General features: G+C 66.9%; 22 protein-coding genes. 12 read left to right on the top strand and 10 right to left on the bottom strand.

Annotation, left to right across the window (positions count from 1 at the left end; all coding sequences use genetic code 11):
• The first annotated feature begins 27 nt into the window (after positions 1-27).
• Together msrA and WKW82_RS05935 are read left to right on the top strand one after the other, a co-directional pair.
• Positions 28-570, top strand: coding sequence for a peptide-methionine (S)-S-oxide reductase MsrA (gene msrA / locus WKW82_RS05940; RefSeq protein ID WP_422823423.1), 543 nt, complete (start codon positions 28-30; stop codon positions 568-570).
• Positions 567-1520, top strand: coding sequence for an AEC family transporter (locus WKW82_RS05935; protein WP_340341473.1), 954 nt, complete (start codon positions 567-569; stop codon positions 1518-1520). Before msrA ends, WKW82_RS05935 begins: the two co-directional genes overlap by 4 nt.
• A 10-nt stretch (positions 1521-1530) precedes the next feature.
• Here WKW82_RS05935 and pdxH read toward each other — a convergent pair whose 3' ends face one another.
• Complete coding sequence (gene pdxH, locus WKW82_RS05930) at positions 1531-2178, bottom strand: pyridoxamine 5'-phosphate oxidase (protein ID WP_340341321.1); 648 nt, start codon at positions 2176-2178, stop codon at positions 1531-1533.
• 55 nt (positions 2179-2233) lie between these two features.
• Between pdxH and WKW82_RS05925 the strand changes: the two genes are divergently transcribed.
• Positions 2234-2785: a nucleotidyltransferase family protein gene (locus tag WKW82_RS05925; RefSeq protein WP_340341320.1), complete on the top strand. Its 552-nt coding sequence runs from the start codon at positions 2234-2236 to the stop codon at positions 2783-2785.
• A 54-nt stretch (positions 2786-2839) separates the two neighbouring features.
• On the opposite strand, the gene WKW82_RS05920 is transcribed toward WKW82_RS05925, so the two are convergent.
• Together WKW82_RS05920 and WKW82_RS05915 are read right to left on the bottom strand one after the other, a co-directional pair.
• Positions 2840-3379 (bottom strand): superoxide dismutase family protein, encoded by a 540-nt coding sequence (locus WKW82_RS05920; RefSeq protein WP_340341319.1) that lies wholly within the window; start codon positions 3377-3379, stop codon positions 2840-2842.
• Positions 3380-3458: 79 nt separating this feature from the next.
• Complete coding sequence (locus WKW82_RS05915) at positions 3459-4103, bottom strand: gamma-glutamylcyclotransferase (protein WP_340341318.1); 645 nt, start codon at positions 4101-4103, stop codon at positions 3459-3461.
• Positions 4104-4211: 108 nt separating this feature from the next.
• On the opposite strand from WKW82_RS05915, the gene WKW82_RS05910 reads away from it, so the two are divergent.
• From WKW82_RS05910 to eda, 3 genes are all read left to right on the top strand, one after another.
• Complete coding sequence (locus WKW82_RS05910; protein ID WP_340341317.1) at positions 4212-4745, top strand: OmpA family protein; 534 nt, start codon at positions 4212-4214, stop codon at positions 4743-4745.
• An 87-nt stretch (positions 4746-4832) separates the two neighbouring features.
• Complete coding sequence (gene edd, locus WKW82_RS05905; protein WP_340341316.1) at positions 4833-6665, top strand: phosphogluconate dehydratase; 1833 nt, start codon at positions 4833-4835, stop codon at positions 6663-6665.
• The gene (eda, locus tag WKW82_RS05900; protein WP_340341315.1) at positions 6656-7297 is read left to right on the top strand and encodes a bifunctional 4-hydroxy-2-oxoglutarate aldolase/2-dehydro-3-deoxy-phosphogluconate aldolase; all 642 of its coding nucleotides are present in this window, start codon (positions 6656-6658) and stop codon (positions 7295-7297) included. The genes edd and eda overlap by 10 nt, the downstream gene beginning before the upstream one ends.
• A gap of 396 nt (positions 7298-7693) precedes the next feature.
• On the opposite strand, the gene WKW82_RS05895 is transcribed toward eda, so the two are convergent.
• The gene (locus WKW82_RS05895; RefSeq protein WP_340341314.1) at positions 7694-8377 is read right to left on the bottom strand and encodes a GIY-YIG nuclease family protein; all 684 of its coding nucleotides are present in this window, start codon (positions 8375-8377) and stop codon (positions 7694-7696) included.
• 312 nt (positions 8378-8689) lie between these two features.
• Between WKW82_RS05895 and WKW82_RS05890 the strand changes: the two genes are divergently transcribed.
• The 3 genes from WKW82_RS05890 to WKW82_RS05880 all read left to right on the top strand — a co-directional run bounded on the left by WKW82_RS05890 (position 8690) and on the right by WKW82_RS05880 (position 16563).
• Positions 8690-9436: a haloacid dehalogenase type II gene (locus WKW82_RS05890; protein WP_340341313.1), complete on the top strand. Its 747-nt coding sequence runs from the start codon at positions 8690-8692 to the stop codon at positions 9434-9436.
• A 118-nt stretch (positions 9437-9554) separates the two neighbouring features.
• Positions 9555-9806: a hypothetical protein gene (locus tag WKW82_RS05885; protein WP_340341312.1), complete on the top strand. Its 252-nt coding sequence runs from the start codon at positions 9555-9557 to the stop codon at positions 9804-9806.
• Between the two features lie 91 nt (positions 9807-9897).
• Positions 9898-16563, top strand: a complete 6666-nt coding sequence (locus tag WKW82_RS05880) for an autotransporter outer membrane beta-barrel domain-containing protein (protein WP_340341311.1) — start codon at positions 9898-9900, stop codon at positions 16561-16563.
• 25 nt (positions 16564-16588) lie between these two features.
• Here WKW82_RS05880 and WKW82_RS05875 read toward each other — a convergent pair whose 3' ends face one another.
• From WKW82_RS05875 to WKW82_RS05850, 6 genes are all read right to left on the bottom strand, one after another.
• Complete coding sequence (locus tag WKW82_RS05875; protein ID WP_340341310.1) at positions 16589-17116, bottom strand: DUF1697 domain-containing protein; 528 nt, start codon at positions 17114-17116, stop codon at positions 16589-16591.
• A gap of 10 nt (positions 17117-17126) precedes the next feature.
• The gene (gloA, locus tag WKW82_RS05870; RefSeq protein WP_340341309.1) at positions 17127-17537 is read right to left on the bottom strand and encodes a lactoylglutathione lyase; all 411 of its coding nucleotides are present in this window, start codon (positions 17535-17537) and stop codon (positions 17127-17129) included.
• A gap of 266 nt (positions 17538-17803) precedes the next feature.
• Complete coding sequence (locus WKW82_RS05865) at positions 17804-18496, bottom strand: ABC transporter ATP-binding protein (protein ID WP_340341308.1); 693 nt, start codon at positions 18494-18496, stop codon at positions 17804-17806.
• Entirely contained in the window at positions 18493-20178 is a 1686-nt protein-coding gene (locus WKW82_RS05860) for an ABC transporter permease (protein ID WP_422823422.1), read from the bottom strand. Before WKW82_RS05860 ends, WKW82_RS05865 begins: the two co-directional genes overlap by 4 nt.
• The gene (locus WKW82_RS05855; RefSeq protein ID WP_340341307.1) at positions 20175-21221 is read right to left on the bottom strand and encodes a Fe(3+) ABC transporter substrate-binding protein; all 1047 of its coding nucleotides are present in this window, start codon (positions 21219-21221) and stop codon (positions 20175-20177) included. The genes WKW82_RS05860 and WKW82_RS05855 overlap by 4 nt, the downstream gene beginning before the upstream one ends.
• Before the next feature lie 120 nt (positions 21222-21341).
• Positions 21342-21884: a PaaI family thioesterase gene (locus tag WKW82_RS05850; protein ID WP_340341306.1), complete on the bottom strand. Its 543-nt coding sequence runs from the start codon at positions 21882-21884 to the stop codon at positions 21342-21344.
• A 51-nt stretch (positions 21885-21935) separates the two neighbouring features.
• On the opposite strand from WKW82_RS05850, the gene WKW82_RS05845 reads away from it, so the two are divergent.
• Genes WKW82_RS05845 through WKW82_RS05835 form a run of 3 tightly spaced genes read left to right on the top strand, consistent with a single transcriptional unit; the run spans position 21936 to position 25073 of the window.
• Complete coding sequence (locus WKW82_RS05845; RefSeq protein ID WP_340341305.1) at positions 21936-22403, top strand: MarR family winged helix-turn-helix transcriptional regulator; 468 nt, start codon at positions 21936-21938, stop codon at positions 22401-22403.
• Positions 22396-23661, top strand: a complete 1266-nt coding sequence (locus WKW82_RS05840) for an MFS transporter (RefSeq protein ID WP_340341304.1) — start codon at positions 22396-22398, stop codon at positions 23659-23661. Before WKW82_RS05845 ends, WKW82_RS05840 begins: the two co-directional genes overlap by 8 nt.
• Positions 23658-25073, top strand: coding sequence for an MATE family efflux transporter (locus WKW82_RS05835; protein WP_340341303.1), 1416 nt, complete (start codon positions 23658-23660; stop codon positions 25071-25073). The genes WKW82_RS05840 and WKW82_RS05835 overlap by 4 nt, the downstream gene beginning before the upstream one ends.
• The last annotated feature ends 12 nt before the right edge of the window (positions 25074-25085 follow it).

Raw genomic sequence — 25085 nt, 5'->3', positions numbered from 1 at the left:
CTTTTGCCACATCCGGGACTGCAATCCATGTCTTCCTCGACTGAATCCATCGTGCTGGGCGGCGGCTGTTTCTGGTGCACCGAGGCGGTATTCGACCGCGTCCAGGGTGTGACCGACGTGGAATCGGGCTACTGCAACGGCCCGGTGGTCAATCCGAGCTACGAGCAGGTGTGCACCGGCCGCACCGGGCATGTGGAGGTGGTCAAGGTCGAGTTCGACACGGCACAGATCTCCTTGCGCGAGATCCTCGAGATCTTCTTCGTGGTGCACGACCCGACCACGTTGAACCGGCAGGGCAACGACACCGGCACCCAATACCGGAGCGGCATCTACACGACCACCGAGGCGCAACGCGAGGTGGCGCAGTCGGTCATCCGCGAGACCACCGAGAGCAAGACCTGGCGCTCGCCCATCGTCACCGAGGTCGAGCCCCTGGCCAACTACTCCACGGCGGAGGCCTGGCACCAGGACTACTTCAAGAACAACCCGAACCAGGGCTATTGCGCCTTCGTGGTCGGGCCGAAGGTCGAGAAGTTTCTGAAGACCTTCGCAAGTCGGGTGAAGCACTGAATACGACGGTCATTTCCTCGCTGCTGCCCGTGGTCCTGCTGATCGCGGCGGGCTACCTCGCGGGCAAGCGCGGCTGGATCGGCGGCAAGTCGGTCAAGGACCTGTCGAACCTGATCTTCATGCTGCTGGCGCCGGCGCTGCTGTTCCGCTCGATGAGCACGGTCCACGTGGAGCAGTTGAGCCTGCGGCCGGTGGCGGCGTACTTCCTGGCGGCCGGGCTGATCTTCGCGGCGACGATGTTCTGGCGCGGCTTCAACCGGACGGCCGCCGTGCTGGCGCTGGCCAACACCTACAGCAACACCGTGATGATCGGCATCGCGCTGGTCGGGCTGGCCTACGGGCCGGAGGGCATGGTGGTGCTGTTGACGCTGATCTCGCTGCATTCGCTGGTGTTGCTGACGAGCGCCACGGTGGTGCTGGAACTGGCGGTGGCACATGAAAACGCGGCCCAGAGCGGCGGGCGGCAGGACCGCAAGGCGATGCTGCGCACGGTGGGCCGCGCCTTGCGCAACGCCATCATTCATCCGGTGCCCCTGCCCATCATCGCGGGGCTGCTGTTCGCGCAGACCGGCTGGACGTTGCCGGTGGCAATCGATACGCCCATCAATCTGCTTGGGCAGGCCTTCAGCCCGGTCGCACTCGCCATGGTGGGCGTCACGCTGGCGCTGACGCCCGTGGGACAGCACTGGCGCGGCGCGCTGGTGCAGGCGCTGTTCAAGAACGTGGTGCATCCGCTGCTGACGCTCGGCCTCGGCTGGGTCATGGGCCTGCGCGGCTTACCGCTGGCTGTGATGGTGGTCGCTGCGGCGCTGCCGATCGGCGCCAACGTGTTCCTGTTCTCGCAGCGCTACAAGGTGGCGGAGGAACTGGTCACGGCCAGCGTGGTGGTGTCGACGGTGCTGGCGTTGGTCACGCTGTCGGGTGTGATGGCCCTCGTCGGCTATCTCTGAGGCGTTTCAATCAAGGTGCCAGGCGCTCACGCAGCCATGCACCGTCTTGCAGGCGGTAGCGCAGCCGGTCATGCAGCCGACTCGCGCGGCCCTGCCAGAACTCCCAGCGATCAGGCACCAGCCGATAGCCACCCCAATGCGGCGGCCGCGGCGGCGACAGCAGATGCTTGGCCGCGATGACCGCGGCGTTCTTCACCAGCACTTGCCGCCCCTCGATCACTTCGCTCTGCGGACTGGCCCATGCACCGATGCGGGAATCCAGCGGACGGCTGGCGAAGTAGGCGTCGCTCTCGGCCCCATCGACCTTCTCGACGCGGCCCTCGATGCGCACCACGCGCTCCAGCTCGACCCAATGGAACTGCAGCGCCGCGAACGGATTGCCCGCCAGCTCCTGGCCTTTGCGGCTCTGGTAGTTGGTGAACCAGACGATGCCGCGGGCGTCGTAGCCCTTGATCAGCACGATGCGCGTCGAGGGCCGCAGGTCGCCGGCCACGGTGGCCAGCGTCATGGCGTTGGGTTCGGGCACCTTGGCGTCGATGGCTTCGGTGAGCCAGCGCTCGAACTGCTTCAGCGGATCGCTGGCGCTGGCGGTTTCGTCCAGTTCGGCGCGCTCGTAGCTCTTGCGCAGGCCGGCGAGGGAATCGTTCGGTGAGCTCATCCGTCCATTGTCGCGCCCTGCCGCCGCACACCGACAGGACACCGATACTCCGACCATGACCGACACACTGCCCACCGTCATCGTGCTGGCCTCCGGACGCGGCGAACGCTTCGTCGCTTCCGGCGGCACTGGTTCCAAGCTGCAGGCCTTGCTGGCCGGCAAGGCGGTGCTGGCGCACACGCTGGCCCATGTGCAGGCGAGTGGCTTGCCGTGGCGCCTGGAGGACGCGGGCCATCCGGGCATGGGCGACTCGATCGCGGCGGCGGTGCGCAACACGCCCGATGCAGCCGGCTGGATGATCCTGCCGGGCGACCTGCCGCTGGTCCGGGCTTCCACGCTGCGTCAGGTCGCAGAGGCGCTCGGCGGCGAGACGCAGGCGGCGCAGCCCTTCTTTCGGGGCGAGCGCGGCCATCCGGTCGGCTTCGCACGGGCCAACCGTGACGCGCTGATGGCGTTGGAAGGCAACCTGGGCGCCGCGCCCGTGCTCAAGGCGCTGCGGGCTGCAGGCAAGGTCGCGGACATCGAGGTCGACGACGTCGGCATCGTGACCGACATCGACACGCTCGAAGCACTCGCACGCGCCGAGGCGCTGTTGGGGCGACTCTGAACCAGTCCTTCGCGGGCCGCGCGTCCTCGCGAGGACTTTTTCAGAGCCTCCCTCTCAACCCTTCGTGATCACCGCGCAAGCAGTGCGCGGCCCCGAGTTGCCGGCCGGTTGCGTCTTGAAGTCATCCGGGTCGCGATGAACCACCAGCGCGCGCCCCACCACGTTGTTGGTGGCGCCGTCGGTCAATGAGATCGAATGCACCTCGACGTTGAAGCGCGCGACGCCGGTGCCGTCGGCCACCAGGCTGGGCAGTTCGCCCGCGTGGCTGCCCGCCTGCTCGAACTTTCCATGGGTACCGCCGGCCGGGTTGAAGTGGCCGCCCGCTGCCATCGCGTTGTCGCCGCAGTCGCCTTTTTCATGGATGTGGAAGCCATGTTCGCTGCCCGGAGGCAGGCCGCTGACTTCGCCTGTGAGGCGGACGCCATGGTCCAGCGCCGTGAAGCTCGCCTTGCCCTTGGTCGGGTTGGGTGTGAGGGCGCCCGTGGGCGCGAGGTTGGCGACGGCAGCGGCCTTTCCCGTGCCCATGCTGCCGCAGCCGGCAAGGAAGGCACCCGCAAGGACGAGGGTGGACAAGGCAGCGAATCGAAGGTTCATGGCTTCTCCTGATGTATTGCGGCACCAGTATCCGGCGGCGCCTTGCGCGGGTAAAGGCCGCGCAGCACAAGCCTCCGCATCACGGGGAGTTGTCCGACGCCGCCGATGCCTGCGACGCCGGGTTGCCGTGCAATGCCGCCACCAGGTCATCCCCTGCCATCCTCACCAGCCGCGCCAGTGCCGCGTCATGGATGCCATGACGGCGCAGTTCCAGGAAGGTCTGCCGCGCATAGTCGATCGACGTGCCGTAGCGCCCGGCCGCACTGGCAAAGATCTCGCGGTAGCGCGCCTCGGCCAGTTCACCGGTGAAGTTGGGGCTGCGCCGCGACAAGGTGAAAGCCAGCGCGCGCACCTTGCCGCCGGGCGTGTTGCAGTCGAGCCAGCGCGGGTCATACACGCCGGTCGGCATCTCGCGCAGCCACAGGCGGCCCAGCGTCTCCAGCCCGTCGGCTGCCGGGATGCGAAACACCATCCCCTGCACGCTGCCGCCCGAGAGCAAGCCGAACACCAGCCCCGGGTTCGACGGTGTGCCGCGATTGACCCGGCTCCACATCTTGAGCGCACGGTGCCAGCCATGCACCTTGGCGGGCCGGCGCTCGGCGTGCTCGAACTCCTGCTTCCAGATCAGCGAGCCGTAGCCGAAGAGCCACAGGTCGTGGTGGCCGCCCCATTCCTCGATCACGCGGTCGAGCATCGGCTTGGGGTCGCGCAGCGGCTTCGGCATGGGGTCGAGCCCGGGGGGACCGGGATCGGGCACCGGTGCACCTACAATTTGCTGTACATGGTTCACCGCACCATTATTTACTTGCCCCTCAATAACGGAGTTCGCCCGATGGCATCCCCCAGCGACGACGATAGTCAACAAAACCTCATTCTCGGCATCGCAGTGGGCGTCATTGCCCTGGTGCTGTTCCTCGTGATCGGCATTGCGCTGTATGCGAACGGCAAGGCGCACAAGGCCAAGCCTGCGGTCGTGGCAGCCACTGCACCTGTCGTGGCCACGGTCACCGAAACAGTGGTGGTCGTGATTCCGGATGGCGCCAGCATCCGTGTGGAAAACGGTGTCGTGAACTTCTACTTCGCTACCGGCAGCACCGACCTCGCTCCTGGCGCTGCCGAAGCGCTGGCCGCCGTGATCCAGGGGATCCAGGCCGGCAAGCGTGCCGTGATCTCCGGCTACCACGACACCACGGGCGACGCCGCCATCAACGAGCAACTCTCCAAGAAGCGCGCCGAAGCGGTGCGTGACGTGCTGGTCGGTCTTGGTGTGCCGGCCGACAAGCTCGAACTCAAGAAGCCCGAAACCACCGAGGGCACCGGCAGCAACGCGCAGGCCCGTCGCGTCGAAGTCAAGCTGGTCGACTGACAACGGGGCGCGCAAGGCGCAAGAGCGTATTGATGAAAAGCCCGGTAGCACCGGGCTTTTCATATTGCTTTGGTACGATGATTGGCCATGACCACACACCCCACAGTCCTAGAGGTCACCGAGCGGATTCGTGCGCGCAGCCAGCCGATGCGCAGTGCCTACCTGCAGCAGTTGGCCGAAATACGTGACCGCGACCGAGGCTCCGATCGCATGGGATGCGCCAACGTCGCGCATGCCGTGGCCGCCATACCGGCCAATGACAAGTTCAAGGTGGTGAGCGAGCGGGCGCCGAACATCGGCGTCGTCACCGCCTACAACGACATGCTCTCGGCCCATGCGCCGTACCAGCACTACCCCGACATCATCAAGAACGAGGCGCGCAAGCTCGGCGCCACTGCCCAGGTGGCCGGCGGCGTTCCCGCCATGTGCGACGGCGTGACGCAGGGCACGCCCGGCATGGAACTGAGCCTGTTCAGCCGCGACATCATCGCGATGAGCACGGCCGTGGCCCTGACCCATGACATGTTCGATGCGGCACTGCTGCTCGGCGTGTGCGACAAGATCGTGCCGGGCCTGCTCATCGGCTCGCTGCACTTCGGTCATCTGCCGACGGTTTTCGTGCCGGCGGGGCCGATGCCGTCGGGCCTGTCGAACACGGCCAAGTCGAAGGTGCGCGAGCAGGCCGCGCAAGGCCTGGTCGGCCGCAAGGGCTTGCTCGAAGCGGAGATGGCGGCCTATCACGGCCAAGGCACCTGCACCTTCTACGGCACCGCCAACAGCAACCAGATGCTGCTGGAAGCGATGGGCCTGCATGTGCCCGGCAGCGCGTTCATCCAGCCCGCCGATTCGATGCGGGAGGCGCTCACGCGCGAGGCGGTTCGCACGGTGCTCGGACGTGCCGCGGCGCAGGCCTACGACTGCCCGCCGATCGGTGTGATGGTCGATGAACGGGCCATCGTCAATGCGATGGCCGCGCTGCTGGCCACGGGCGGCTCGACCAACCATTTGATCCACTGGGTGGCGGTCGCCCGCGCGGCCGGGATCCTGATCGACTGGGATGACTTCTCCAAGCTCTCCGACGTGATCCCGCTGCTGGCGCGCGTGTATCCCAACGGCGTCGCCGACGTCAACGAGTTCCAGTCCGCGGGCGGTCCGGGCTTCGTCATCGGCGAGCTGGTCGACGCCGGCCTGATGCATGCCGATGTGATGACGGTGCGCGCGGGCGGCATCCGAGAATTCGCCGGCATCCCTGAACTGGCGGACGCAGCCACTGCAACGCTGCGTTGGAATGCAGCGGCGCCGCTGGCCAACGAGGCCATCACGCGACCGGTCGGCAAGCCCTTCAGCGCCACGGGCGGCCTCAAGCTGCTGAGCGGCAACCTGGGGCGCAGCGTGATCAAGGTGTCGTCGGTGCCTGATGACCGCCATGTGATCGAGGCGCCGGCGCGCGTGTTCGATTCGCAGTTCGCGTTGCAGAAGGCCTTCACCGCTGGCGAACTGGATCGCGACGTGGTGTGCGTGGTGCGCTGGCAGGGTCCGCAGGCCAACGGCATGCCGGAGTTGCACAAGCTCACGCCGCCGCTGTCGGTGTTGCAAGGCAAGGGCTTCCGCGTGGCGCTCGTCACGGACGGGCGCATGAGCGGCGCGTCGGGCAAGATCCCTGCGGCCATTCATCTCTCGCCCGAGGCGGCTGCCGGCGGCCCGCTGGCCAAGGTGCGCGACGGCGACCTGATCCGTCTCGACGCCGTGGCCGGCACGCTGGCTGTGCTGCTGCCCGAAGACGAATGGGCCGCGCGCGAGAACGCCGTCCAGCCTGAATCCCAGCGCGATGCCGATGGCCGAGGCCTCGGCCGCGAACTGTTCGCCGGCATGCGCCGCAATGCTTTGACCGCAGAAAAAGGAGCCTGTACATGGCTGTGAAAGAGACATTGACCGCGCTCCAGGTGATGCGCGACGCACCGGTGATCCCGGTCATCGTGCTGCACGACGTGGCCCATGCCGTGCCGCTGGCGCGCGCGCTGGTGGCCGGTGGCATCCGCATGCTGGAGGTGACGCTGCGCACGCCGCAGGCGCTGCAGTGCATCGAGGCCATTGCCAAGGAGGTGCCCGATGCCGTTGCCGGCGCCGGCACCATCCGCAGCGCGGCGGACGCGCAGGCCTCCGCGCTGGCTGGCGCGAAGTTCGGCGTCAGCCCCGGCTACACGCGCGCCGTCGGCAAGGCCTGCCATGACCTCGGCCTGCCGCTGTTGCCTGGCGTTGCGACAGGCAGCGAGATCATGACGGCGCAGGAGGACGGCTACACGGAGCTCAAGTTCTTCCCCGCCATGCAGGCCGGCGGCCTGCCGATGCTGAAGGCGTGGCAAGGCCCGTTCGGCGATGTCACCTTCTGCCCGACAGGCGGCGTGAGCCTGGCCAACGCCCCGGACTTCCTGGCGCTCTCCAACGTGGCCTGCGTTGGCGGCTCATGGATCGTGCCGACCGACGCCATCGCCCAAGGCGACTGGGCGCGGATCGAGACGCTGGCGCGCGAGGCGAGCCGGTTGACGCGCTGAGCGCTTCGGCAATGCGGATGGCCGGCTACGGACAGCCGAACGCAGAGGTCGCAAAGGTTTCGCAGACGGCGTAAGAGAATCCAGTTTGCCTCTGTTTGCTGGGTGAGTCGCCTTCCTTTGGGCTGGCTAAATCAACGCCTGCGTGATCGGAGCATGAGCGGCCATACCGATCGTGCTCTGCCACTGCGCGCACCACTATGAACAGCAGACCCATCGCGAGGGCGAACAGCACCTTCCAAACTGGCGAGGAGTACCGACGGCGGCTCGGTGGCGGTCCGTTCTAGGGACCATCCGTGTTATCGGGCACATAGAACGTGCCGCCACGCTCAACCGTTTCCGCCTCCTTGCCAGTTCGCCGCTTCCACCACGCATCCTGCTGTTCTGGGGTCATCCTTTTCACTCCTCGTCGCCGTGAAATTCTTCGTGCATGTCCTCCAAGGATTTTCCATTGAACGTCCAATACAACTTCGACGCCACTCCCCGGCCAACGATTTCCGGCATGAGCTTTAGCGAGACGCGCTGCAACGAGGATTCCTCGCCTTGGTAGTTCACCGTGTGCGGCCCGGCAATCGTTGCTGTCGCGACCCCGTCCTTGAACGTGATGGTGTCGCCCACCTGAAGGCCGATTTCAAGGTAGTTGATCTTGGGGCGCATCTTTCGTTTGTGGCTGGCGGCTGATGCTAGAGACTCGGGATCGGTCTGCGCTTCGGCCTGCTCCTCCACCTGCGCTGTAACTTCCTCGCCCTGATGCAGCAACTTCAGTATGGCTATGACTTGATCCGGTTTCGTTTTGAAAAACTCGCGCGATGGATTGATGCGGTCCGGTGCGAACGCACGGTGCAGCGCCTGCTCCACCTTTCTTGCATCCGGAACATTGCAGGCAAAGACGCAGTCAAAGGGAAGGGGGACGGATGTACTCTTGCCCAGTTCTGCAATGCGTTGGGCCACATCCGACGCCTTCGTCATCCCAATCTTCACGATGTCCGGCATGGCCGGATTCGTAAGCACGTAGACCGTTTGAAGCTCCGGCGAGACCGTCTGAACGGCCGGCGAGACCGGCGGCGAGTTTGCTTCTTCCATCGCGTTTCCCTCGGTGTTGCTTGACGCATTGTCGCCGCGTGGATGGTCTAGTGCGACGAGGGCGACGAGCCGGCTGGTACGACTACGGCCCTGCACAGTCGGCTGGACCGCCGCGCCGGACCGCCTCCGGACACTTCCTCTCAAGCGCCTACCATGCTCCCTCCGTCCCGCGCTGCCTCCGACTTCCAGCCCGTAGCTGTGCCCAATCGGTGTACGGTACACGCTGCGTACACCGGAGGGGAAAACTATCATCCCCTTCATCAGCCCCGCAGCGGGCGTCAAACGGAAATCGGGGAAAGATCAAGGGAAACGATGAACCAAGAATCGCAGAAACCCAGCAGCGACGCGCTCAAGGTCATCGCCTTCGACATTTTCGGCACGGTCGTCGACTGGCACGGCGGCATCTCCGCCGAAGTGGCGCAGGTGCTGCCCGAGGTCGATGCCGATGCCTTCGCCATGGCTTGGCGCGCGGGCTACCAGCCGGCGATGCGCGGCGTGATGGAGCGGCTCGCGGCGGGCGAGGGCGGCTTTACGCTCATCGACGAATTGCACCTGGCGATCCTTGAAGATGTGCTGCGCGAGTTCAAGATTGACCGTCTCGACAAGGTCCAGAAGCGCGACCTCAACCGCGCCTGGCATCGCTTGCCGGCATGGCCCGACGCGGTCGAGGGGCTGACGCGGCTCAAGCGCAAGTTCACGATCTGCACCTTGTCGAACGGCAACATCGGCCTGCTCACCGAGATGGCCAAGCGCGCCGGCCTGCCCTGGGATTGCGTGCTGTCGGCAGAGGTATTCAAGGCCTACAAGCCGGACCCGCGCACCTACCTGGGCGTGGCGGGTGTGTTCGACCTGAGCCCCGGTGAAGTGATGCTGGCCGCCGCGCACCACGACGATCTGGAGGCCGCGCGCAGCTGCGGCTTGCAAACCGGGTACATCGAGCGGCCTCTGGAGTTCGGTGCGAAGCGGCCAAAGGATGTTTCGTCGCGCGAGAGCAACACCCTGCACGCACACGATATCAATGCGCTGGCGGATCTGCTGGGCTGCGGCGAACAGCGCTGAACCCTGGGTCAGGGGCGCCGCGTTCGCGCCCCCGTAGCGCTTCGTTGCCTGGCATCTTGATCACGGCACAAGTGGCCGGTCTGGCTTGTCGCCTGCCGTCGCCCACTTGGCCCACCCCGTGACGAACAAGTTCGCCGCGCGTTTGCCTAAAACCGCACCATCCCGCGGGCTTACCGATGCCATTGGCCAATTGACAAAACAATTGGACCTTGAGCATGAAGAAATATTTCCAATTCAATCGAAGGATGCATTGACCGGCGCGAAAGGCGGGAAAAGGGCTGTCCGCGTCCAGGGAGGACGCGTCGTCGAATTGCGCGAACCAAAAAATAACAATTGTCTAATTAAAATTGACAATTCGCGAAATGGGTAAATTGCACTCCCGGGTTGTAGGCCTTTAGTTGTTCATGATTTACTTCGAGTGGGGCGACTATTGAACTATTAACTATTCCCGAGAATTGTCAATGAATAAGAATCATCGTGTGGTCTGGAACGAATCGCTGGGCGGCTACGTTGCGGTGCAGGAAACGGCCAAGGGGCGCAGCAAGTCCGCCACTCGCAGCAGGTTACCGCAACTTTTGCTGGGCGCCGCAGCGCTGACCAGTGGGCCGGCGATGGCGCTCGACGTGACCATCGCCGAAGACTGGAACAGTGCCAGGAACAGCAACAAGGCAGGCCAGACCGTTTTCACCACCAACGGCACGAACAGCCTTTCCGGCCCCGCCAATTTCCAGACAATTCCGGCCGGCTACTACATCCCATGGGCCGATGCGATTTCGCAGGGTTATGCCACCGCCCCGGACGTGACGGGCAAGATGCAATTGGTGGTGGGTGCCAAGAATTCGACAATCACGCTGCCGGACCCGATTACCGGCAATATGCAGTCCCTGCCGGTTTACAGCGCCGCGTCATTTACGCAAGGGCCTATCGGAACGGCCTTTGCAAATGCCTACTTCGTCAATGCGGTGCAGATTTTCCCGAAGAATGCCCAGGCTTATGTCGACTTGCGCCTCGCGACCGTCCAGAACGGGACGCTCAATATCGATCTGGGCACCAGCCGTCTTGACCTGAACGCCGCCAAGCAGACCGCCCTGGTCCATGTCGACGGCACGACCGGCAGCAAGACGGAGGCCCGCTGGCAATCGGGCAATTACGTGCGGTTCGGCGATGCTTACCAGATCACGGCGGCCCCGACGCAGACTGCCGCACGCGACCAGGTCTTCGATGCCGTGGCCTACAGCGGCACGTTCAACGTCAAGGATGCCAGAGGCACCACCACCTCTCACACGGTGACGGACCTGGCCTCGCTGACCCAGTACAACGCCTGGCTGGTCCAGGAAATCCGAGCTGGCCGCATCAACTACGCGAACTACGACGCGAGCGTGAAGCTGGCCTATGGCACATCGCCGGTCACGGTTCACATCATGCCGACGGGCAGCGATGCGCCACTGCCGCCGAACGATCCGCTCTACATCAACGCCGGCAATCGCGCCGTCCTCCAGGCCGTGGGGCCCAACGCCACGGCGCGCGTCGCCAATCCCGGCGGCACCACCCTGCAACTGGCCGATGGCGACGCGTTGCGCGGGGAGGGGGGTGCCACCGTGATCAATGACGGCCGCATCGCCGAGCTGGCGGGGACGGCGCGGGCCTTTGTCGTCCAGAGCGGTTCGCAGGGCGTCAACAACGGCGTGGTGACGGTGGGCTACGCGTCGACCGCCGCCAATGCTTCGGCGCCGGGCGTGGTCTACATCGGGGGCAACAGTTCAGTCGATGGGGCGGGCTCGGTGCTGACCAACAAGGGCATCTTCAACGTCGGCGCGGTCAACTCGGACACGCGGGCGCTCACCGGTTTCTCGCGCATCGATGTGACCAACCAGGGCAGCTTCATCAACGAAGGCGCGATGAACATCGGCGCCAACAACTCGGAACTGGCCAGCCCGGTGCTGGGTGTGATGGCGACCAAGGGGAGCAAGGTCGTGAACACGGCGACCGGCGTGCTGTACCTGGGCCGCGAGGCGGCCGGTGAGATCGAATCAGGAAGCCTGGCCGGCAGCATGGCCGCGGGCGGCGCCGACACCTCGGTGCGGGCCGGTGGGCAAGCGGTGGTCATCCAGGACAGCAGCCAGTTCGTCAACGATGGCTACATCGGCATCGGCAGCGGCATGCAGGACGCGACCGGCATCCTGGTGCAAGGCGTGACGTCGGCCAGCGTGGCGAACAACGGAACGATCGACGTGAAGGGCGCGCGTGCCGGCGCGCCGCTGGAGAACCGCGGGATCTGGGTCCAAGGCCCCACAGGCAGCTCGATCATCGACAACGCGGGCACGATCAACCTGCTCGGCACCAACGGCGTCGGCCTCAAGGTCACGGGCGGTGGCAAGGCAAGGAGCAGCGGCACGATCAACCTCGGCACCTCCAGCAACCCGAGCTTGCCCAACTACGGCGTGTGGGCCGAAGGCACCGGCAGCGCGGTCACCCTCGGCGGCGCGGTGAACCTGAGCGGCGACAACGCGATCGGCGTGCATGCGCGGGCGGGCGGCACGATCGACGTGAACGGCGGCAACGTCACGTTCAACGGCGGTGAGCGCCAGGTCGGCTTCTTCGCCCATGGCGTGGGCTCCGTGGTGAACATCAACAACGCGCCGGCGGGGGGCGCGCTGGACGTGTCGACGAAGAACTCGACGCTGTTCCGCATCGAGGACGGCGCCACCATCAACAACGCGACCTCCGCGCCGCTGGAGGCCTCGGGCGAGGGGTCGACGGCGATCCTCGTGACGGGCGTGGGCTCGACCGCGAACCTGGACAACATGGACCTGACGGTCTCGGGCAAGGGCGCCACGGCAGTCAAGGTGGAGGGCGGGGCGACGGGGACGATGACCGGTGCGGCGAAGGTCCTCTCGTTCCGCGACGACACGATCGCGGTATCGGTGGACAACAACAAGTACGACCTGGGCGGCAAGGTCGTCGGGCAGGGGGCTTCCAGGTTCACGAACACTGCCGACATCACGGTGGACGACAGCGCGCTCAACGTGACCGTGTTCCAGGTGAAGAATGGCGCGGAACTGAGCAATGCCGGCGACATCGACCTGGCGCATGGCACGGCCATCGAGATCACGGGCGTGGGCTCGCGCGTGACGCCGATGGACGGCAAGGCCGGCACCATCACCGTGCACGACGGCAAGGCTGGCATCTGGGTGCATGACGGCGGCACGCTGACCACCTCGGACACCATCACGGTCGACAAGGGCGCTTCGGGCGTGCTGATCGGTACGGACGCCGGGCGCGTCGTGCTGACGAAGGACGCTTCGATCATCGGCCTGGGTGGCGGCTTCGGCAATCTGGTCACCAACCAGGGCAAGCCGGGCAACACGCTGCTGGACGGCACCTTCCTCGAAATGAAGGGCAGCGGCGCGGCGCTGCTGACCGAGAACAATCTCGATGCGGCCTCGCACGGCACGATCCTCGTGAGCAGCAACACGGCCGGCAAGGGCTTGGCGCTGACGCGCGCCGACGGCACCGCGACGGACGGCGACCTGGTGGTGGGCAACGCGTTCGACATCAGCGTGACGGGCAATGGCTCGGGTGTCTACGCGAACACGACCGGTGACCTGACGGTGACGAGCAAGTCGATCAATGTCGGCGGCACGGGCCAGGGCGTGCTGGTCAAGTCGGCCGGCACGGTGACGATTGACCAGGAGGCCAAGCTCACGGCTACGAATCCGGGCGCGGTGCTGGTCCAGGGCGCGCCCACGTCGCTCGTCAACCACGGCACGCTGCAAGGCGTGGCCGGTTCCAACGCGGTGGTCCTGGACGACAGCGGCCATGCCTTCGAGAACAGCGCGGGCGGCAACATCACCGGTAACGTCGTGATGGGCAACGGCACCAACACCGCTTTGCTGACGAACAGCTCGATCACCGGAAATGTCGTGGGCGGCACGGGTCAGGACACGGTGACCCTGCGCGGCAACGCGGTCCAGGTGACGGGCTTGCTGGATGGCGGCGTGGGCGCTGCGCGCGACGCGCTGGTGCTCGACAACGTGCAGATGAGTTACGACAGTGCGACGAGCCCCATCCGCAACTTCGAGAATGCCAACCTGACCAACGGTTCGGTCGTCACGCTGAAGACGGCCCTCAAGCTCGACGACAACCAGGCCGATACCGGCATCCTCAGCATCGACAAGAGCAGCACGCTCGCCACCGCGACCGGCGGCGCCTTCGCGTTGAACAACAAGCTGGCAGGCACCGGCACGGTCGTGACCGACACCGCGGGCCAGGCCTTCGATTTCACTGGCAATGTCGGAAATGCCTTTGCGGGCACGGTCAGGCTCGGCAACAGCAGCTTCGCGCTGGGCGGCGCCAACACCGCGGCCCTGCAGAACGCCATGCTGGAACTGGGCGCGCAGAGCATCACTACGGTGGGCGATGGCGAGCAGAAGATCGGCGGGCTCAGGTTCAACGGCGGTACCGCGCTGTTCAACGGCACGGCGCCGGATTACAAGGTTGCGGTCAGCTCGATCACCGCCGGCACGCTGGATGCGAGCGGTGCGGGCACGGTGCGGGTCAATGTGCCCGCGCCCTACAACGCCGAGAGGCCGACCGTCGACACCCGGGCCTCGCTGATGGAGCAGGACGACGCGAACATCGGCATGAAGCTCGTCAACGCGGCCACCACCGTGGGCACCGGCGGCAACCTCGTGCTGCGCGACCAGGGCGGGCAGTTGATCTCCGACAAGCGCACGCTCGACATTGCCCAGGGTGGCCAGGTCGTCGCGAAGGGCGATTACGACTACCGGCTGGCTGTCCGGAAAGACGACGGCCTGTACGTCAACTACGGCCTGACGCTGCTCGACCTGCTGCAAGGCCGGACGCTGACCCTGCAGCAACGCATCGGCGCCGCGGGTGATGCGGCCGATCAGTCGGCCCGCATCACGGGCAGCGGCAACCTCGCGATCGACGCCGGCTCCGGGCTGGTGTCCTTGTCGAACACGGCCAACGACTACAGCGGCCAGACCAGCGTCGTCGGGGGCACGCTCCAACTCGCGGCCGACAACGCCTTGGGCAACACCAGTTCGCTCAACCTCAGGAATTCGACGCAGGCCCAACTCGCTGGCCACACGCAGGCCATCGGCCAGTTGCAGACGGATGGGGGCTCGAAGCTGGACTTCGGGCGCGGCACCCTCGACATCGCCAACGGCGGCCGGGTCGATGGCAGCATGGCCGGCGCGGGCCAGCTCGACATCAACGGCGGCACGCTGGCCGTTTCGAGTTCGAACGCATCGATGACGGCGGCGACGTTCATCGCCCAGGGCGCAGGGGCTTCGATCAAGCAGGTGGATGGCCTGGGCAGTGGCGCCATCGCGAACGCCGGCACCTTGACCTTCGACGGTGCGCAAGGCACCTTCGTCAACACGGTCGGCGGCCCAGGTAGCGTGGTCAAGAACGGCCCGGGCGCCGTGACGGTGAATGACAACATGCAGCACACCGGTCGCACCGACATCAACGGCGGCACGCTGATCGCGCTCGGCAGCTTCGGCGGCGTCGGCGCAGGAGAGGTCACGGTGGCCCCGGCCGGCGTGCTGTCGGGCACGGGCACGGTGAACGGCCATGTGAGCAACTACGGCACGGTGGCGGCCTTCAACGCGCTGGGCGCGATGCCGAATCCGGGCAACAGCGTGTTCACGCTGGCCAACGGCCTGGGCAACAGCGGTGTCGTCAACCTGGCCGGCCCCTTCGGCAGCGTGCCTGGCAACAACCTGGTGGTGCAGGGCGGCTACGTCGGCAACGGCGGAAGCCTGGTGATCCGCACGGTGATGGGCGGCGACGCGTCGCCCACCGACAAGCTGGTGATCGACGGCGGCAGCGCGACCGGGTCCACGGGCCTGGTGGTGAAGTCCGCGGGCACCGCCGGCGCGCAGACGCAGCAAGGCATTCGCGTGGTGGAAACGCGCAATGGCGGCACGACCTCTGCCGGCGCGTTCGGGTTGGACCCCCGCTCGGACGGTTACCGCATAGGCAGTGGCGCTCTTGCTTCCGGGGCCTTCAACTATCGCCTTGTGCGCGGTGGCGACGGTGGGCAGGTGCAGGATTGGTACCTCGTCAACACCTCGAGCCTCGTGGCCTTCCGGCCGCCGGTCGATGGCGGCGGGGGGGTATCGGTGCAGCTTCCTGTGTATCGCCCGGAGGTCGGCGCCTATCTGGCCAATCGCCAGGCCGCGATGCAGATGTCCGTGCACACCCTGCACGAGCGGCAAGGACAGGCGCCAGGACTGGAAGGCAAGGATCTCAAGGCGTCGAGCGACAGCAACGGCTGGCTGCGCGTGGTGGACAGGTACGCCAGCCGCGACGGTGCGAGCCCGCAGTCCACGCTCGCCGGCCGCACCTACCTGCTGCACGGTGGCGCCGACCTGGCCCGCTACAGCGACTGGGGTGACGGCAGCATCCGTATCGGCGCGATGGGCATGTACGGCCGGACTGAAAGCCGTTCGAACAATGCCGACGGCACCTCGGCCGAAGGCACCGTGCATGGCTACAACGTGGGCCTGTACGCCACCTGGTACGGCAACCGCGACATCCTGTCCGGCCCGTATGTGGACGCGTGGATCCTGGGCGGCTCCTACAAGAACAAGGTGAAGGGCCTCGGCCTGCCGCAGGAGTCGTACAACTCGCGCAGCATCACGGCGTCGCTGGAAGCCGGTTACTCGTTCAAGGTGTTCGACGACGGAAAGAGCCAGATGTACTTCGAGCCGCAGGCGCAACTGATCCTTCAGGACCTGCGCGCCAGCGACCACATCGAGTCGACGAGCACGGTGGTGTCGCGACTGAATGCCAGTGGTCCGACCACGCGCGTCGGCCTGCGCGTGCATGGCAACACGGACGACGACGCAGGCAACAAGCTGATGCGTCCGTTTGCGGAGGTGAACTGGTGGCATGGGACCGCTGCAGACAAATCGATGATGTTCGACTCGGATCGCGTGGTCGATCGCATGCCCAAGGATCGCTTCGAATTCAAGATCGGCCTGCAAGGCAACTTGACGAAGAGCGTGAGCGTCTGGGGCAGCGTGGGCGGCGAGTTCGGCGCGCGCAACTACACGGCGAGCAAGGCGCAGGCCGGCGTGAAGTACAGCTGGTAGCGCGGGGGGCAGTGCGTGCGCGGAATCAGTCGGTGGTGAGTTTTTCCACCGTTCGCAGGTTCCGCGTGGTGATGCTGGTCTTGTAGACCGGCTTGGCCAGCAGCCTTGCGACAGGGGTGTCGGTGCTGCTGCCTCGCGGGCATTGCCAGTACAGCACGCCCTTGCCGGCTTGCAGGCGCTCGACGGCGGGGTCGATGGGTGCGGACTGGTGGATCAATGCGTTGAGCACCTTGGCGTCCGAGCTGAAGACGACGTAGGGATGGCGCTCGTCGTCGATGCGTTCGAAGGGCCAGGCTGCCGCGACATCTGCGAGTTGCGCCTGGGTCTGCAGCACGATCCAGGCGTCATAGGCGAAGCGCTCGCGCAAGGCGGCTTCGATGCGCTTCTTGAGTGTTGCGGCACTGCCCGTGGCGTCGAACAGCACATTGCCGCTGGCGAGCACCGTGCGCACGTTGGCAAAGCCAAGTTCGACGAACAGCTTCTTCAGGTCGACGCTGCGGATGGTGATGCCGTTCACGTTCACGCCACGCAGCAGTGCGACGTGGCGTGTCATGGCGCAAGTGTCAGCGCAGCCCGCCGCCGGCGGCGTGTTCTGCGCGCTGGATGAGTTCGATCTTGTACCCATCCGGGTCCGTCACGAAGGCGATGACGGTGGAGCCGCCCTTGACCGGCCCGGCTTCGCGCGTGACGTTGCCGCCGTTGGCCTTGATCTTTTCGCAGGCGGCGTAGGCATCGGGCACGCCAAGGGCGATGTGGCCGTAGGCCGTGCCGAGGTCGTAGCTCTCGGTGCCCCAGTTGTAGGTCAGCTCGATCTCGGCTTGCGCCGGGTTGCCTTCGTAGCCGACGAAGGCCAGGCTGTACTTGTATTCGGGGTTTTCTGAAGTCCGCAGCAATTGCATGCCGAGCACCTGCGTGTAGAAGTCAATCGAGCGCTGGAGGTTGCCAACGCGCAGCATCGTGTGGAGGAGTCTCATGAAAGGGATTATTGCGCTCCCCCAAGGCGCCGCGCCACGGGAATGTGACTCTCCCCCAGGTCGCTGCGTCACTGCGTGTCGCGACTCCCACCCCCTCGCCGGGGGCAACACCAGTGGCCCTGCAAAGCCGGTTCCACGGTAAGGACTGTCGCTCTCCCCCAGGTCGCTGCGCTACTGTGTGTCACGACTCCCACCCCCTCACCGGGGGCAACACCAGTGGCCCGGCGAAGCCGGTTCCACGGTGTTTCTGGAAAGAGACCGGCGTGCTATTCGCCAGGAGGGCGAGTGGCGGTCCAGTGCGCGAGCTTGCCGGAATGCATTGTGCCCATGTGATCGGCCAGCGCGTGGGCTTCGGCCTCGTTGTGCGTGACGAGCATGGCGGTCTGGCCGGCCTCGCGCAGGATGGTGCGGACCTCCGCGACCAGTCGCTCGCGGGTGGCGCCGTCGAGGTTGGAAAACGGCTCGTCGAGCAGCAGCAGGTCCGGCGACGGCGCCAGCGCACGGGCCAGCGCCACGCGTTGCTGCTGTCCGCCGGACAACTCATGCGGATAGCGTCGCGCGGCATCGGCCAGGCCCACCAGCGACAGCATCCCGGCGATGCGCGACTCGCGCTCCGCCCGCGCCATGTGGCGCAGGCCGAAGGCCACGTTGTCGTGGGCCGAGAGGTGCGGGAACAGCGCGTACTCCTGGAACATCATGCCCACGCGCCGGCGCTCGGGCGGCAGGTGCGTCGTGGCCGAGGAGAGCAGCGTGTCGCCCAGGCGGATGCTGCCGGCACGCGTCGGCTCGAAGCCGGCAATGGCGCGCAGCACGGTGGTCTTGCCGCAGCCCGAGGGGCCGAGCAGGCAGCCGATCTGCCCCTGCGCGAGCGACAGCGAGAAGCCGTCGACGACGGTGTGCAGGCCGTGCGCGCCTTCGTACGCGAGGCGCAGGCCTTCGATGTGCAGCGGCGCGGTCATGCGGCGGCCTGTCCCATGGGTTGGTGTTGCAACTGCGTGCGCGCCAGCCACGCGACCGGCAGCAGTCCGGCCAGGACGATGGCGAGTGCGGCCACGGCGCCTTCCTCGTAGGTGCCGCGTGCGGCTTCGGCATAGAGCAGGGTGGCCAGCGTGTCGAAGTTGGCCGGACGCAGCAGGAGCGTGGCCGGCAATTCCTTCATCGCGTCGACGAAGACCAGCAGCGCGCTGGTCGCCAGCGCCGGTGCGAGCAGCGGCAGGTGCACCCGACACAGCGTGCCGGTGGCCGTCTCGCCCAGCAGGCGCGAGGCCTGTTCGAGCGCGGGCGGGATGCGGCTGAGGCCGGCCTCGATGGCGCCGACCGGCATCGCCAGGAAGCGCGTCGCGCAGGCGGCAACGAGCACGATGCCGGCGGTCATCAAGGGCAGGTTGCGCAGGCCCAGCAGGTCGGCCAGCGCGTTGTCCAGCGCGAGCGCGGGTGTGAGCAGCCCGATGGCCAGCACCGTGCCCGGCACCGCGTAGCCGAGGGTGGCGATGCGCGCCGCGCCGGCGCCGGCACGCGGCCCGCTGCCGGCACGCAGCGCCCGCGCACTCCATGCGACCACCAGTCCGCAAGCGACCGCGGCGGCGGTGACACCGGCTGCCAGCATCAGCGTGTTCCCGAGGCTGCCGACCAGGGCCGGCGACAAGCCATGGCCGAGCCGGAATCGCTTGACGCTCTCCCACACCAGATAAAGCGCCGGTGCCGCAAAGCCGATGGCGATCGGCGTCGAAGCCACCACCGTCGCGGCCCAGGCCGCCGCCCCCTGCAGGCGGCGCGGCTGCATCGCACGCATGCGCTGGCCCGACGAAAAGCGCTGGTGCCGGCGGCCGTGCCGCTCCAGCATCACCAGCAGCACCACCGCCAGCAGCATCGTGCAGGCGATCTGCGCCGCGCCGGCCAGGTCGGAGCGCGTGATCCAGGTGGTGTAGACGGCCACGGTGAGCGTGTTCACGCCGAGGAACTCCGAGGCGCCGATGTCGTTGATGGTCTCCAGCAACGCGAGGCTCAGCCCCACCGCCAGCGCCGGCCGCGCCAGCGGCAGCGCGACGCGGAAGAAGGCCTCGCTGCGGGTCGCGCCGAGCGTGCGTGCGGCTTCGAGCAGGTGGGCCGGCTGCGTCATGAACATCGCGCGTGCCGTCATGTAGACGTAGGGGTAGAGCACGAAGCCGAGCACGAAGACCGCGCCCGGCAAGGAGCGCAGGTCGGGGAGCCGGAACTCACGCGGGCTGTCGTAGCCGAGCAGCCAGCGGATCGCGCCCTGCACCGGGCCGATCGGGTGCAGCAGGTCGAGGTAGGCGAAGGCGACGATGTAGGTCGGCATCGCCAGCGGCAGCAGCAGGGCCCAGTGCAACACACCGCGGCCCGGAAAGTCGCAGGCCGACACCAGCCAGGCGCAGCCGGTGCCGATCAGCAGCACCAGCAAGCCCACGCCGGCCAGCAGCAAGGCGGTGTCGACCACGGCGTTCGGCAGCACGTACAGCGCCAAGTGCGCCCAATGCGCGGCCTTGCCGTTCAGCGCCAGCCACAGCAGCGACGCGATGGGCGCGAGCACCCCCAGCGCGATCAGCAAGGAGGCCGCGCGCCAGGCCGGCCCCACGGGTTGCAGGCCGCGCGGCGCGAGCCACGCGCGCAGCGCGGTCACTGGTCGAAGCCGACCTTGTCGACCAGCGCGCTGGCCTGCTTGCGGTACTTGGCGACCTCGGTCAAGGGCAGCGGATCGACCGTCAGTTGACCGATGCTGCCGGCGATGATCGGGTCGAGCGCGACGCCCTTGCGCACCGGGTATTCGTAGTTGGTCTGTGCATAGAGCACCTGCGCCGGCTCGGAGACCAGGAACTCCAGCAGCTTGACCGCGTTGGCCTTGTTCGGCGCGCTCTTCGCGACGGCCGCGCCGCTGATGTTGACGTGCGTGCCGCCGCTCTTCGGGTTGGAGAAGGTCGGGCGGATCACCTTGATGGCGTCGCCCCACTTGCGGTTGTCGCTGCCTTCCTTGGCGCTTTTCATCTGGCCGACGTAGTAGGAGTTCGCCAGACCGATGTCGCAGATGCCGCCGAGGATGTCGCGCGCCACGTCGCGGTCGCCGCCGGTGGCCTTGCGCGCGAGGTTGGCTTTGACGCCGCGCAGCCATTGCTCGGCCTCGGGCTCGCCGTCGTGCGCGATCATCGCGGCGACGAGCGCCGTGTTGTACGGGTGCTGGCCGGCGCGGATGCAGACCTTGCCCTTGTACTTCGGGTTGGCCAGGTCTTCGTAACGGAAGCTGGTGAGCTTCATGGCCTTGTCGGCATAGAGCACGCGCGCGCGCAGGGAGAGGGCGTACCACTGGCCGTCGGTGCCGCGCAGGTTGGCTGGCACGGCCGCGTCGAGCGCGGCGGATTTCACCGGCTGCGTGACGCCGCCGTCGACCAGGTCAAGCAGGTTGCCGATGTCCACCGTCATCAGCACGTCGGCCGGCGAGCGGGCGCCCTCGGCCTTGACGCGTTCGAGCAGGCCGTCCTTCACGAACACCGTGTTGACGTTGATCTTCGTCTGCGCCGTGAAGGCGGAGATCAGCGGCTGGATCAGGCCGGCCTCGCGCGTGGTGTAGAGCGTGAGTTCCTCGGCGGCGCTGGCGGGGATGGCGAAACAGGCGGCCGAAGCAAGGGCAAGGCAGGTCAGCGCACACGAAGTGCTTGGCGAACGGGTCATCGGTTCCTCCGGAGGGCGGTTGTTATGAGGGCATCAGGCAGCGCTCGACGCTGATGCGAATCATTATTAACTGCGTTTCCTCCGGCCCTACGCAAGAACCTGCGCGGCCTGGGCTCTTTTTCAGCGCTTGGGCAGTTCGAACACCAGGCAGGTGGTCGTGGCATGCGCGTACAGCGTGCCATCGGGCCCGAACAGGCGCGCCTCCGCGGTGGCGAGCTGCTTGCCGCAATGGATGACCTTGCCTTCGGCGCGCACGCGTTCGATCCTTGGCGTGAGGCCCTTGACGTAGTTCACGCCGAGTTCTGCGGTGGTGTAGCCGCGGCCGGGCGGCATCATGGTGTGGACCGAGCAGCCCAGCGCCGAATCCAGCATCGTAGCGACCCAGCCGCCGTGGATGGTGCCCAGCGGATTCAGGTGCTGCGGCAGGGGCGTGCCCTGGAAGATCGCGACGCCGGGGCGGGCCTCGATGATGGTGAAGTCCAGCGTCTTGGCGATGGCGGCATAGGGAATCGCGCCGGCCAGCATCATCTGCATGACTTCGAGGCCGGTCTTGCCCTCGATCTGGTCCGGGCGTGCCAGGCCAGGGCCGGGGCCGCCATCGAGGCGGGCAATGATTTCGCGCTCTTCGGCGAGCCACTGTTCGAGAAGGTTGCTTTGCGACATGGTCTTTCCTTTACGGTTGCATATGCAATGATTGTAGCTACAATTCAGCCCATGAACACAATCGCCAAACCCCAAGGTTGCACAAATTTGCGACTGCGACGCCTCAGCCGCCTGGTGTCGCGCCACTACGACGCGCACGTGGCGGCGAGCGGGCTCAAGACGACGCAGTACTCGCTGCTCTCGCATGTGCTGCATCTCGGCCCGCTGCGCCCGGTGGACCTGGCTCGCGCAATGAACATCGAGGCGTCCACGCTGACGCGCAACCTCAAGCCGCTGGTGGTGGCGGGATGGGTGACGCAGGGTGAAGGCGTCGATGCGCGCAGCCGTCTGATCGCCATCACCGAGTCCGGCCGCGCCAAGCGCGCCGACGCCCAACGGCATTGGCGCGAGGCGCAGGAAGGCCTGAACGAACTGCTGGGTGTGGAGCGCGTGCTGGCACTGCACGCGCTGCTCGATGAAAGCCTGGAGGTGCTGCAGCGCGCGGGCCTGTCCGACGAACAAGGAGAGAACGATGAATGAATCCCTCACGGCCTCCGCGGCGCAGGCCACGAAGCCGGCTTACCGCACCCTCTGGCTGGTGCTGCTGGGCGCGGCCGGCGCCTTTGCGCTCACGATGGGCGTGCGGCAGACGATGGGGCTGTTCCTGTCGGCGCTCAACACGTCGACGGCGCTGGGTGTCGGCAGCATCAGCCTGGCCTTCGCGTTCGGCCAGCTCTGGTGGGGCCTGACGCAGCCTTTCGCTGGCGCGGTGGCCGACCGGATCGGCACGGGGCGGGTGATCTTCATCGGTGTGGTGCTGGTCGCCATCGGTACGGTGATCACGCCGCTGATGACGAGCACAGCAGGCTTGATCCTGGCGATCGGCGTGCTGGCGGCGGGTGGCGCGGGGATGGCGGGACCGTCCGTGCTGATGGGGGCGACGACGCGCCTCGTGCCGCCCGAGAAGCGCGGCCTGGCCACCGGAATAGTCAACGCGGGCGGCTCTTTCGGCCAGTTCGCGATGGCGCCGATTGCGATCGGGCTCACGGCGGCGGTCGGCTGGGCCGGCGCGATGCAATGGCTGGGCGTGCTGGTGTTGCTGGCGCTGCCCGCGGCCTTCCTGCTCAAGGGCAATTCGAAGGCGCTGGCGGCGCAGGCTGCGGCGGCTTCGGGCCAGAAGGCGCTGACTGCGCGTGAGGCGGTCAGCCAGGCGCTGGCCACGCCGAGCTATCGCTACCTCGCGCTCGGCTTCCTGGTCTGCGGCTTTCACGTGGCCTTCCTGGCAACGCACTTGCCGAGTGTGATCGCGGCGTGTGGACTGCCGGCGGAGGTGGGTGGCTGGTCGCTTGGGATGATCGGGCTTTTCAACATCGTCGGCAGCCTGGCGATGGGCTGGGCGGTGGGGCGCTGGCGCATGAAGTCGCTGCTGTCGCTGCTGTATGCGACGCGTGGGTTGGCGGTGCTCATCTTCCTGTTCGCGCCGAAGACGACGGGCGTGATGCTGGTGTTCGCCGCCGTGATGGGCGTCACCTTCCTGTCGACCGTGCCGCCGACGGCGGGGCTGGTCGCCAAGATGTTCGGGCCGGCCAACATGGCGATGCTGTTCGGCATCGTGATGCTGGCGCACCAGGTCGGCGGCTTCCTCGGCGCGTTCCTGGGCGGCTACATCTTCCAGGCGACGGGGAGCTATGACTGGGTCTGGTACATCGACATCATGCTGGCCGTCGGCGCCGCGCTGGTGAACCTGCCGATTCGTGAAGCACTGCTGCCGGCACGCACCGCCAAGGTGGCCGCATGAGCGCACAAGAAAAAGCGCTGGACCCGCGCACGCGGATGCTGCTGGAAGCGCCGATCGTGCCCACGCTGCTGAAGCTGGCCGCGCCCAACATCCTGGTGATGGTCGCGCAGGCGGCGACCGGGCTCATCGAGACCTACTTCGTCGGCAAGCTGGGGCTCGATGCGCTGGCGGGCATGGCGCTGGTGTTCCCGATCGTGATGCTGATGCAGATGACCTCGGCCGGTGCGATGGGCGGCGGCATCGCGTCGGCGATCGCGCGTGCGCTCGGTGGCGGGCGGCGGGCCGATGCGGATGGCCTGGTGCTGCATGCCATCGTCATCGCGCTGGGCTTTGGCGTGGTCTTCTCGCTGGCGCTGTTGCTGGGCGGGCGCTGGCTCTACACGCTGATGGGGGGCTCGGGTGAAGCGCTGGAGGCGGCGCTGGTCTATTCGAACTGGGTGTTCGTCGGCGCGATCCTGGTGTGGCTGTTCAACTCGCTGGCGGCGGTGATCCGGGGCACGGGCAACATGGCGGTGCCGGCCAACGTGATGGTGGCGGGCGTGGTGTTCCTGGTGCCGGCGTCGCCATTGCTGATCTTCGGCTGGGGCCCGATCCCGGGCATGGGCATCGCGGGTGGCGCGGTGGCGCTGCTGCTGTACTACCTGCTCGGCACGATCGCGCTGGTGGTGTACCTGCGCTCGAATCGCAGCCTGTTGAAGCTGAAGCTCACCGGCATACCGCTGCGCTGGGCGCTGTTCCGCGACATCCTGCGCGTGGGGCTGCTGGGGTCGGTGTCGACCCTTTCGACCAATCTCGCGATCGGCATTGCGACGGCGCTGGCGGGGCACTTCGGCGCCAGCGCGATTGCGGGCTACGGCACGGCGTCGCGGCTGGAATACCTGCTGGTGCCCTTGGTGTTCGGACTGGGTGCGCCACTGCTGGCGATGGTCGGCACCTGTATGGGCGCCGGGCAGCGGGAGCGGGCGATGCGGGCCGCATGGGCGGGCGCGGCGCTGGCGTTTGCATTGACCGAGACCATCGGGCTGGCCGCTGCCCTGTTCCCGCGCCCATGGCTGCAACTGTTCGGCAGCGACCCCGGCATGCTGGAAACGGGCACGCAATATTTGCAAGCGGCCGGGCCGATGTATGGCTTCTTTGGCGTCGGGCTGGTGCTGTACTTCGCCTCGCAAGGGGCGGGGCGGCTGTTGTGGCCGGTGATGGGCAATCTGGTGCGCCTGGCGGTGGCTGCAATCGGCGGCTGGCTGGCCCTTCGTTGGGGTGGCAACCTGATGCAGGTTTTCGCGATGCAGGGCGTGGCGATGGTGGCGTATGGCGTGGTCATTGCGGCGGCCATCGCGGGTGGTGCCTGGTTCGGCCGCGTGGGCTGGCCGCGCACCACGGCCGGCATGTTGCAGCGCGTGCAGCGCGCCTGATTTCTTTTCCTA

The sequence above is a fragment of the Variovorax rhizosphaerae genome (assembly GCF_037889975.1).
Lineage (GTDB): Bacteria > Pseudomonadota > Gammaproteobacteria > Burkholderiales > Burkholderiaceae_C > Variovorax > Variovorax rhizosphaerae.
The sequence above is the reverse complement of the archived record's forward strand: the minus strand, read 5'-3'. Positions and strand labels throughout refer to the sequence as shown.